Source organism: Nocardia sp. NPDC060255, assembly GCF_042727395.1.
Taxonomy (GTDB): Bacteria; Actinomycetota; Actinomycetes; order Mycobacteriales; family Mycobacteriaceae; genus Nocardia.
Map to the genome: position 1 here is coordinate 397,208 of NZ_JBHXAU010000004.1, position 10,015 is coordinate 407,222.

At 67.6% G+C, this 10,015-nt stretch carries 10 protein-coding genes and 1 pseudogene; 1 reads left to right on the top strand and 10 read right to left on the bottom strand.

Annotated features, from left to right (window positions below):
* Positions 1-220: 220 nt before the first annotated feature.
* The 6 genes and pseudogenes from ACFWF1_RS11970 to ACFWF1_RS11995 all read right to left on the bottom strand — a co-directional run bounded on the left by ACFWF1_RS11970 (position 221) and on the right by ACFWF1_RS11995 (position 5,841).
* On the bottom strand, positions 221-1,414 hold the full coding sequence (locus ACFWF1_RS11970; protein ID WP_379292206.1) for a Dyp-type peroxidase: 1,194 nt from the start codon (positions 1,412-1,414) through the stop codon (positions 221-223).
* The gene (locus ACFWF1_RS11975; protein ID WP_379292207.1) at positions 1,407-1,973 is read right to left on the bottom strand and encodes a copper chaperone PCu(A)C; all 567 of its coding nucleotides are present in this window, start codon (positions 1,971-1,973) and stop codon (positions 1,407-1,409) included. The genes ACFWF1_RS11970 and ACFWF1_RS11975 overlap by 8 nt, the downstream gene beginning before the upstream one ends.
* A 688-nt stretch (positions 1,974-2,661) precedes the next feature.
* Positions 2,662-3,189 (bottom strand): hypothetical protein, encoded by a 528-nt coding sequence (locus ACFWF1_RS11980; protein WP_379291259.1) that lies wholly within the window; start codon positions 3,187-3,189, stop codon positions 2,662-2,664.
* 158 nt (positions 3,190-3,347) lie between these two features.
* Positions 3,348-3,548 (bottom strand): annotated as a pseudogene (locus ACFWF1_RS11985) (alcohol dehydrogenase catalytic domain-containing protein); the annotation flags it as partial.
* A 725-nt stretch (positions 3,549-4,273) separates the two neighbouring features.
* Positions 4,274-5,056, bottom strand: a complete 783-nt coding sequence (locus ACFWF1_RS11990; RefSeq protein WP_379291260.1) for an SGNH/GDSL hydrolase family protein — start codon at positions 5,054-5,056, stop codon at positions 4,274-4,276.
* A gap of 74 nt (positions 5,057-5,130) precedes the next feature.
* Positions 5,131-5,841 carry a hypothetical protein gene (locus ACFWF1_RS11995; RefSeq protein WP_379291261.1) on the bottom strand — a complete coding sequence of 237 codons (711 nt, stop codon included), beginning with the start codon at positions 5,839-5,841 and terminating at the stop codon, positions 5,131-5,133.
* A 129-nt stretch (positions 5,842-5,970) separates the two neighbouring features.
* Here ACFWF1_RS11995 and ACFWF1_RS12000 point away from each other — a divergent pair, with 129 nt between their 5' ends.
* Entirely contained in the window at positions 5,971-6,120 is a 150-nt protein-coding gene (locus ACFWF1_RS12000; RefSeq protein ID WP_379291262.1) for a hypothetical protein, read from the top strand.
* 92 nt (positions 6,121-6,212) lie between these two features.
* Here ACFWF1_RS12000 and ACFWF1_RS12005 read toward each other — a convergent pair whose 3' ends face one another.
* From ACFWF1_RS12005 to ACFWF1_RS12020, 4 genes are all read right to left on the bottom strand, one after another.
* On the bottom strand, positions 6,213-7,055 hold the full coding sequence (locus tag ACFWF1_RS12005; RefSeq protein WP_379291263.1) for an alpha/beta fold hydrolase: 843 nt from the start codon (positions 7,053-7,055) through the stop codon (positions 6,213-6,215).
* Between the two features lie 348 nt (positions 7,056-7,403).
* Positions 7,404-7,955 (bottom strand): hypothetical protein, encoded by a 552-nt coding sequence (locus tag ACFWF1_RS12010; protein ID WP_379291264.1) that lies wholly within the window; start codon positions 7,953-7,955, stop codon positions 7,404-7,406.
* 883 nt (positions 7,956-8,838) lie between these two features.
* Positions 8,839-9,552, bottom strand: a complete 714-nt coding sequence (locus ACFWF1_RS12015) for an endonuclease/exonuclease/phosphatase family protein (RefSeq protein WP_379291265.1) — start codon at positions 9,550-9,552, stop codon at positions 8,839-8,841.
* Between the two features lie 76 nt (positions 9,553-9,628).
* Entirely contained in the window at positions 9,629-9,829 is a 201-nt protein-coding gene (locus ACFWF1_RS12020) for a hypothetical protein (protein WP_379322171.1), read from the bottom strand.
* Between the last annotated feature and the right edge of the window lie 186 nt (positions 9,830-10,015).

Sequence of the window (10,015 nt, forward strand, 5' to 3'; positions counted from 1 at the left end):
AACCCGGGCGTAAACCGGGGGTTTGGGTATCCCAACGCACGCAACGGCGTGCCCGGCCCCCCCGGTTACTTTTGGGCTTCCCCGCGCCCGGGGGCCGCCGCGACATTGGGGCGGGGCGGCCGCCGCGTGTTCGCCGGGACCCGTCTGACCGGATGTTCCAGCGCGACTACATGATCGGCGGATTCGATGCCGACACCCTCTCGTATCGGCTTCGGCGCCATCACGATTCGAACAGTGACTGTCCGATATATCCGCCCGGCACCGGTACCCCCGGTGGGATGACGAACACCGCCGAGCCGATCGGCGTCGTCCACACGTTGAGGGCGTCGAACTCCGCGAGTCGCTGCTGGACCGGCAAGAATTGGGCGTCCACGTCGCGCTGGTAGGCGGCGAAGAGCAGACCCGAGTTCGAGATCCGGCCCGGTGCCGGGGCGTCGTCGTAGTTGTAGCCGCGGCGCAGGAACCGCTCGCCGTCGTGCGTGTGATGGGCGCGGGCGATGTGGGAGGACTGCGGGATGACGGTGATGCCGTTGGCGTCGACGGCGGCGAAATCGGGTTCGTCGAACTCGGCGGTGCCGGTCAGTGGCGCACCATTGGCGACGGTGCGGCCGACGGTGAGTTCCCTGCCCTCCTGGTCGATTTCGTCCCAGGTGTCCAAGGTCATCGCGATTCGGCGCAGCACGCAGGAGGTGCCGCCGGCGAGCCAGGGTTGCCCGGAGCCGTTGTCCCACACCAGCCGATCGAAATCGGGGCCGGGGCCGATGTTCACCGTGCCGTCGACTTGGCCCATCAGATTGCGTGGCGTCCGGCCGGGTTCGGCGTTGCGGAACCCGCGCTGCACCCAGCGCACCGTGACCAGGGAGGACACACTCCGGCACAGCACACGTACCGCGTGCGACACCGTGGTCGCCTCGTCCGCGCAGACCTGAACCAGCAGATCGCCGTCGCTCCAAGATGATTCGAGTCGATCGATGGCGAACGGTGGCAGCGGTCGAAGCCAGGATGGGCGGCGGTGCTCGAGGGCTGCGACGGTGAACACTGCAGGGCCGAGGCCCACGGTGATGGTCAGTCGGGCCGGGCGTTGTGCCAGTTCCGGTTCCGTGTCGGCCAAGGCTGGGCGGCCCTGGGTGAGGCGGGCGGCGTCGCCGGTCCAGATCTTCAGGATGCCGATGAGGTCGTCCCTGGTGACGCCCTGTTTCAGATCGAAGGCGACGAAAGCCGCCTGCGACTGCGGGCTGGTCGCGATCCCGGATTGGTGTGTGCCATAGAACGGTTCGGTCGCCGACGGCCGCGGTGTGTCGTCGCGGGCGGTCATGGCGACCGCGCTCCAACCGATGCCCGCGGCACCCGCTGCGGCGGCACCGCCACCGAGCAGGCGCCGCCGGTTCAGGCGTCCCGGGCTGGTCTCAGCCACCGTGCGCCGGTGTCTGCGCACCGCTCGCGTGATCGGGCGCGTAGTTCTCCTGGTTGCCGGAGAAGTCACGCACCTGCGCGGTGAACGTGGTCGTCGACCCGTCGTCGAAGGTGAGCGTGACCGGTGTTTCGGTGCCCGTGCGCAGTGGACCGGTGAGCCCCATGAACATGATGTGGTCACCACCCGGCCGCAACTCGGCCTTCCCGTGCGCCGGAATCACGAACCCACCCGCCTTGGGGCGCATCGTCTTGGTCCCGCTCGCATCCGCAACCACCTCGTGCAGTTCGACTCGGCTCGACGCGGGACTCGACGCCGACACCACGGTCCGCGCTTTGTCACCCGCATTGCTCAGCTCACCGAACGCCGCCGACATGTCACCGTCCGCCGCCTTCACCCACTGATCTTTGATCGTGACCGAGTCCGCGGCCTTGGACTCGGCTTTGTCGTTGGACGAGCAGGCGACGAGAAACAGCGGAACAGCCAAAGCTGCTGCGGCGCCGCGCAGTACACGCGCAGCTCGACGTGAGCTGGGTGCTGAGTTGGTGGTGAAGGTAAGCATGGAAATCTCCGATCATGGGAAATGTGTTGTCTCGTCGCGAGTTGCCGCACCAACGCTGCCGGCGGGCGGCCGCCTGCACGGATCGCCTCAATTGCCTTGCCGAGCTGACAGATACGCCCGACCCTGCCGCGCCGCTTCGGTCCGCCGGTGACCGTTGCCGCGGTCGACGATGGTCCGTGCCGCCGTGCCGCCGTGCCGCCGTGCCGCCGTGCCGCTGGGCCGCTGGGCCGCTGGGCCGCTGGGCCGCTGGGCCGCTGGGCCGCTGGGCCGCTGGGCCGCTGGGCTCCAGCCGACTCCTGTGGGTCGACTCAGTCGGGGCGCGAAGTGTCTGCCTTGATCCGCCGTGCCGGTGAGCGTCATCCGAGCACGTGCGGTGAGTGCTCGTTGGCCCCGATCGGCCCCGATCGATGCCGCATTGTCGGGCCGCCGATGGGTTGGGCTCGAGGCCCGAATCCTCGGGCTTTCACAGCTGCTGCTGCGAGGAAGCCTGCGGCGATGCAGCTGAAGTCGCAGACACTCAGCGCGATAGACCTGATCAGCAGTGAAATCGGTGCCCGCCCTAACTCTTTGGCGGGTTCGATCGGTAACTGGTCGTCTAGCGTTCGGTACCGGCGTGCTTCGCAATCGCGCCGGAATGCGCTCAGCGACAGCGCGATTGGGTGCTGGCTGCGGTTGGCGGGAACGTGGCTCAGCGCCGGGGCGGTGGCCCGCGCAGCCCGGATCCGGAGCTGAACAGCAAGCGCCGCGGCGCGGTGAGCGGGCCGACGGGGACGGCGTATTGGAATACGAAGGGGGCGGCGGGGCGGGTGCCGAGCACTCGGACGGTGCGGTTCGCGGCGGAAACTGCTCGGCCGAAACCGATCTCGGCGCCACGGATGAGTAGCGCGCCGACCGGGATGGCGGCGAGGTGGGCCGCGAGCATGATCGAGGTCATGCCGGTGGTGTGGTGGTGGCCGGGGGACATGGCGAGCGCCACATGGCCGACCGCTTGGCCGATCGCCAGCAACACCATTACTTCGGCGACCCCGAAGCGAGTCCGCCGCGCGCCGACGACTACGCCGACAATCGTGCAGGCGGCGATCAACAAGGCGATCGAAGACTGACCGGGGGCGACATCGCCCCCACCGAGGGCATGCGCCGCGATGCTCACCGCACCGGACGCGGATCCGACGAACGCACCACGCAGTCGCGCCGTAGCTTCCGCCGATGTTCGCACCGCGCCATACTACTTCCGGTCGTACTGCCCGATCGCACCGGTTTGCGTAGTTGCCCAGGTCATGCGCTCCCGGTCACAACACACCTGCCCCACTCATGTTGCGTCGCCGGCTCTGCCTGCGCCCGGCCTTTCCGCGCGCGATTCGCGCCAGAGAACGTGCCGCGCAGGCAGGGATCTCCTCGACCGCACCTCCCGACCACCTCGTGCTCGACCACCTCGTGCTCGACCACCTCGTGCCCGACCACCTCGTGCCCGGGCACCGCTCCCACCCGATGCACCGGCAGGTCACCCTCGGCGACATCCAGATCCGTGGGGCGCACACCACTCGCCAGCACGCGCACGAGTAGCTCGTCGGCCGCGAGCCCCCGCGCCCATACGCCATTCCGTCGCAGCGCACCCTGCCCACTGACTCTGACGCTGCTATTCATGGCACAGAACATGCTGCGTGGTCTGAGCATTCACGATCGCAGTAAGTCTAAGCGCACCGGTGAAGTGCGAATTGTCCGAAGTCACCGGGGGCTCGGCTCACGATCGCTGTCAGTCCACGCAATGGTGGTTCGCGGTGATCGAGTCGAGTCGAATGGTCGTTGTTGATGATCAAGTAGCGACCTTTCGACTCGGCTCGATTCGTTGCCGGGTGACGGCAGCGGCCTTGCGACGCTGGGACGGGCTATTGCACACCGAACTTGGGTTCCGAAGGTCTCGATAGGCCACCAAAGCTGGCCAGCCTGGCTCCCTGGCCAGCCTGGCTGTGGCTGTTCCCGAGAGCCTTGGTCAGAGAAGTGTCGCAGGCCTGTGCGGTTGGCAGTGCCGAGTCGAGCAAGCCAGTGCCACTTGACGTAGGTTTCATCGTCTTGATACCTGCTGCAGTCGGCGTCAAGTGGATGTTTCGTACGTCAAGTCGTCGTGGCTGCGTCGTGTCAAATACGTGGGCAGACTGATAAGGCTGCGCGTGCGGACCCGCAGTGCACCGCTCACTGATGCTGCGTGAGCCCGCGACGGCGTCGGTGCACGGACGGCCGCGGCTTGGCCTCGCGCGGTGCGCATCGGTTGTCGGACACCGCGCGCTGATTCAGCCTGCGGATTAGACCGACACAGGCAGCAACTCCGGTTGTTTGGCTTGCTGATCGGTTCCGGAGGAGGTCCCGCGGAGGCGGCGTCCGATCCATGGCATCAGGTAGTGGACGGTCCAGTGGAACTCTGTCGCGACGGTCTGAGTGACGGATCGGTTGACCGGCGCTAGGGGGTCGCGCCAAGTGTCGTCGGCGCCAGGGACTTCGAGGGCGGCGGCGAGGGCGCGGGCGACGATGTCGTGACCGGTCGGGCTGAGGTGTAGCCGGTCTTCGTCCCATGCGGCCGGGTGGGTGGCCGCGGCGACGGGTTCGAAGTCGACGAGGGTGACGCCGTTGTGTGCGGCGAGCGCGCGAAGGTCGGCGTTCAGGGTGCGGACTCGCGCGGACAGTGGGCGGGCGAACGGTGCGATGGCGCCGATGTCGGGGAAGGTGAACGTCACGACCTCGGTGCCGATCGCGGTGAGGGCGGTGAACATGGCCGCGATGTCGGCGAGCAGTGCGTCTCGGTCGAAGCGGGGCCGGATGATGTCGTTCATGCCTGCGACCACGGTGGCGAGGTCCGGTTTCAACGCGAGGGCAGGCTCGAGCTGTTCGGTGCGGATCTCGGCGGCGCGACGGCCGCGCACGGCGAGGTTGGCGTAGTGCAGCGCGGGGTGCGCGGCGGCGAGCAGGGTGGCGAATCGGTCGGCCCAACCGCGGTATCCGCCGTTGCCGTCGGGATCGCCGATCCCTTCCGTCTGACTGTCACCCAGGGCGACGAAACGAGCGAACGAGGACCTTCGGGTCGGCTCCACGTCGAGCTCCTGTGGTGTGCGTCGCACGGAATGCCCTACCGGCGCACCGCTTTTCGGCTCATCGTCGCATGTGGTCAGAGCGGTCGGAATCCCGACCCGACGCCGCCGCCTTGATCGATGTCGTCGAGCACCATGCCGATTTGGGTCGCCACGGCCGGATCGTGCAGCGGCGCGATGGGCGGATGGCACACCATGTCGAACACGGTGACGCCGACCAGTCGCAGGCCGATGTGCCCGACGTTCATGCCGACCAGCCGATCGCCGATGGTGACCGGTCCGCCGGAATCGCCTGGCTGCGAGCAGGATTGGTTCTGGAACCACCATCTGTGCGTGTCCCACACGACGCCGCAGTTGTATCCGGAGGTCCGACCGTTCTTGCACACCACGTCGCCCTGCTGCGGGGGCGCGCCGATGCCGCCGATCGTGGTCGCGGCCACCTGGCGGATCGGTGTGACCTTGGCTCGGTCGAATTCGAGCACGGCGTAGTCGTCGTAGTGGTCGACCGCCGCGACGGTGCCGACAACGCCTGCGTCCGGTGCCCGCTCGGCCCGCACCGACATCCCGACTTCTGTGCAGTGGCCAGCGGTGAGCCCGACCAGCCGGTCCGCGCGGTCGTATCCGATGGTGGTCAGCGTGCAGACGCCGCGCCCGAGCAGAATCCCGGAACCGCCGCCGAGCGGCGCGAGCGGCCCGGCCGTCGCGACACTCGGTGCGCCGACGGCGGCGAATGTCATCGCGACGGCGCAGAGCGCGAGTCGAATCCCTAGCCGGCCCAGAGCGACCATGTCGCACCCTTCATCCCGGGGATGTAGCAGGTCACGAGCGTGCGTTCAGTCAAGCGGTGGCCCGATCATTTCAGACTGGTCGGTCTCTAGACGGGTCGATAACCGTTCCGTGATCAGATCTTGGGTCAAGTGCAACAACGGCGGTTCGCGGACCGGATAGTCCCGCAGGGGGAGGCGGGGCGCTACTGGATGCACAACGGCGGCCAGGAGGGATACATGACCGACGTCGGCGTGACCGAGGACGGGGCGCCGCATCGCCGTCCGTGGCCCTCGCCGTAGGCGAAGACTTCATGCGCAGCAAGGGATTCGAGCAGGAGCGTGCGGCGACCGCATGGGTCGATCATGCACTGTGTGCTGAATAGGCCGACGTCTCAGAGGAATTCATCGAGATGAGTCAGCAGAACCTCGGGCCGTTCCTCGGCGATGAAGTGGCCGCAGTCGGGGATGACAGCCCCGCGTACATCTTCGGCATAGTCGCGCCAAACCTCCAGTACCGGAATCGTTTCGAGGAAGCTGGCCGAGCCCCAGAGCGCGAGCATCGGCATGGTCAGCCGGTGGCCCGCGGAGGTGGCGTCGTGTTCGGCGTCGACCGCGGCGGCACGATAGTCGTCGAAGCCTGCCCGCAATGCGCCGGGAGTGCTGAAGGCGCGGATGTATTCGTCGATGGCCTCGCCGGGCAGGCCGTGCCGGTTGACGGTCCAGGTCTCGAAGAAGTAACGCAGGTAGCCGGGAATGTCATGGCCGACAAGCCGTTCGGGCAGATCCGGCTGTAGGTGGAACAGCCAGTGGAAGTAGCGGCGGCCGAGCGCGGCATCCATCCGGCGCCAGGTCTCCCGGGTGGGAATGATGTCGAGCACGGCAAGCTTGGTGACCTGATCCGGGCGGTCCAGCGCCCAGCGGTGGGCGACCCGCGCGCCGCGGTCGTGCCCGACGACAGCGGCGGAGGTGAAGCCGAGCGACTCCATCAACGTGGCCACGTCGGAGGCCATGCTGCGTTTGTCGTAACCGGTGGTCGGCTTGTCGGTGTAGCCGTAGCCGCGGAGATCCGGAGCGATCACGGTGTGCCGCTCGGCCAAGGCGGGCAGCACCTTTCGCCAGCAATAGCCGGTCTGCGGCCAGCCGTGCAACAACACCAGCGCCGGACCCGACCCGGCGCGGCGGTAGTGCATATGAATGCCGTTAACGGTGCCTACCCCGCGGCTGATCTCGACCATAAGAGCATTCTCGGTCGGGCCGGAGGTCGGCGGCGGCGAAATCGCGGCAACGGCCTGCGCCGGCCGCGAATGTTGGGGTGCGGGAGGGACTCCGGCGCGGCGGCGGTAGGCGCGGAGGAGGGTGTCTCGTCGGCGTCGATCAAGAAGCCGGCGTGACCGAGGTCGCTGTTGTCGAGGGGCTCGACTCGCCGGCGCGTGGCGTCGATCGTTAATCCGGTGCGACCGCCATCGCCGTGCTCGACCAGGCGGACGCTGGTGTCGATCATGACATCAGCGCGACCACCGGAGGTGTCGTCAGGGGAGTCGCTGTCCAGGAAGGACTTGCCTCTCGTCGATGGCTGGTGTCGATCATGCGGTCGGCGTGACCGCGGTCGACGTTGCCGGTGCCGTCGGTGTTGTGGGGGCCGGGGCGGTTGACGTGGTGACCGTCGGTGCGGGTGAGGTGGTGACCTGTGCGGCGGTCGGCCGGATCGGTTGCGGGCAGACGCCGGTTTGTTCGCCGAGGATGTTGATTTCGGCATTGGCGCGGGGGTCGCCTGCGTAGTTGATGCGGTCGGTGCATTTGACGTAGTTGTCGGCGGGCGGTTGTTGCGGTTCCGGGCAGACGCCGGTTTGTTCGCCGAGGATGTTGATTTCGGCGTTCGCGCGGGGGTCGCCTGCGTAGTTGATGCGGTCCGTGCACTTCACGTATTCGTCGGCCGGGGTCTGGGGTGCGCCGGCCTGCTGGGGTCCTTGCGGGACTGCTGCGGGCCCGGGTGCTGGTTGCGCTGGTGCCGGTTTACCTGGTGTCGGTTGTCCGGTGGTCGTTGACGGTTTCGCGGTCGCGCTCGCGAGGGGTGTTCTGGCGGCAGGCGGTGTCTCGGTGCTGTTGGACGAACATGCGGTGAGCGCGAGGAGCACCGCTGCCAGTATTAATAAGACCGCCGCAACACTCTTTTGCGTGGTTAAGTGCACAAATGTCTTGCGGGGCATAGCTCCTCCTGGTACCTCGCCCCGTCGATCCGAGGGGCGCGAATTACTTTGCGGCCGTTACTGTTCGGCTCGCCTGAAGTGTTGGTGCGCTATCGGCCGCCGAAGTCGTGCCGGTCGTGAGCGGTGTGGGCAGCGAACGCCGGCTGCGCGAAAGCGGTCGCGCTGTGGTCAGCGACCATCGCAGACGGCTCGTCTTGAGCACACAGCCACAACGCGTGGCTGCACGCTTCGACCTTGCTGTCGGGAAACGTGAATCGGCTGTCGGGGAGTGTGAATCCGTTGTCGCGGGGCGTGAATCCGCTATCGAGGAGCATGAACCCGCTATCGCGGAGCATGAACCCGCTATCGCGGGGCGTGAACCTGTTGTCGCGGGGCGTGAACCTGTTGTCGCGGGGGGTGAACCTGTTGTCGCGGAGCGTGGCCCCGCTGTCACGGAGCGTGCATCCGCTGGCAGGGAGCGTGTATTCGTTGACGGGGAGCGTGGATTCGTTGACGGGGAGCGTGGATTCGTTGACGGGGAGCGGGATTCCGCCGTCCGCCAATGTGATTCCAGCCATTGATCCCGCGGGTCGGCTCGTCGACGGCGCAGCGCCGAACATCGACGGCGTGGTGCCTGATTCGTCGGACTGACCGCGGGCAGGCAGCGCCCGGCATCGTGTCATCATGGCCCCCCTCACGCCCCGGTCTCCGCATGCCGATTCGGCACCCCGGTGAACCCTAATCGCCGCCGCCGGCTATCAGCAGACACCAGAATCGCGGGGTTGGCGCACCGCGTTCGATGTGCTGACCTGCGACTACGAAAGCGCGGTCGTTACAGGGCGATCGTCGCGCGGACCAGATTGTGGTCGGACAGGCCGCCGGACTCTTCGACCACCACTTCGCGCACGGTCGCGTCGCGCACGACCACGTGATCGATGAACTGCGACTTCGCGCCGGAGGTGCGCGGGCGGGTCGCCGGCGAGCTCGGCGCCAGGTCCGCGACAGTGAATCGGTCACCGAGGCTCGCTGCGACGGTCGTCCCGTCGATATTGAAGTCCCCGAGCAGCACCGCTGGATATTCCGGAGTGACGGAAGCCATTTCGGCCAACCGTGCGAGCTGCTTCGTGCGCCGCCGATCCCCGGTCACATGCGTGGCGATCAGTACTACACCGCCCGCGCTGACCGCGAGCGCACCCTTGCCTGGGTCGTCGGCGAAGGAGTCGGCGGTGATCTCCCGGCTCGGCCCCTCGACGATGAGCACCAGGTGCTCGCTCGGATCACGAAGCGCGCTGGCGTGCCTGCGCGCGGTCGGCACGCGCACGTACTGCATGGAGTGGATCGTCCGACCGGGTAAAGCGGCCCGCAGACTGATCAATTGATCGCCGCTGACCTCCTGCAGCGCGATTGCCCACTCGGTTCGCGCCGCCACGCGCGCGGTGACCGCGTCGATCCGGGCCGCCTCGTCCGGCCACCGGCTGGAGACGTCCTCGTACCAATTCTCGGCGTGGATGCGGTGTAGCACGTTCCACGTGGCAACGGTGATCACAGGTCGCGATGCTAGGGGACCGCTTGCCAGCGGTTGTCGCCGGAGCGGCGTCTGCCCGACTGATGCGGCGTGGGCATCAGGGGAGTGCGTGCTCAGCTGGTCGTTCCTCGAGTCGAAGCCGTTGCGGCATCGCCGCTTTCGCCGGTGACCCCCGATCGAGGCGCGGGAACCGTGTCTCGCTGATCAACAGCGGCACGGCCGCGGCAGCCGGGATAGCGAGCAGTGCGCCGATGAGGCAGAGCAGCGCACCGCCGGGCAGCACGGCCACGATCGTCACGACTGCGGGCCTAAACCGTGCGGCCCATGATCTTGGGTGCCAGCAGGTAGTCCTCCACCAGCCGCACGAAAATGAAGAACCCGACGGTGGCGAGGCCGACCGGCAGCGACACCGTCACCGCTACGACCGCTACGACCGCGACGACCGCGACCACCGTGACGACCGCGACGACCGCGACGACCGCGA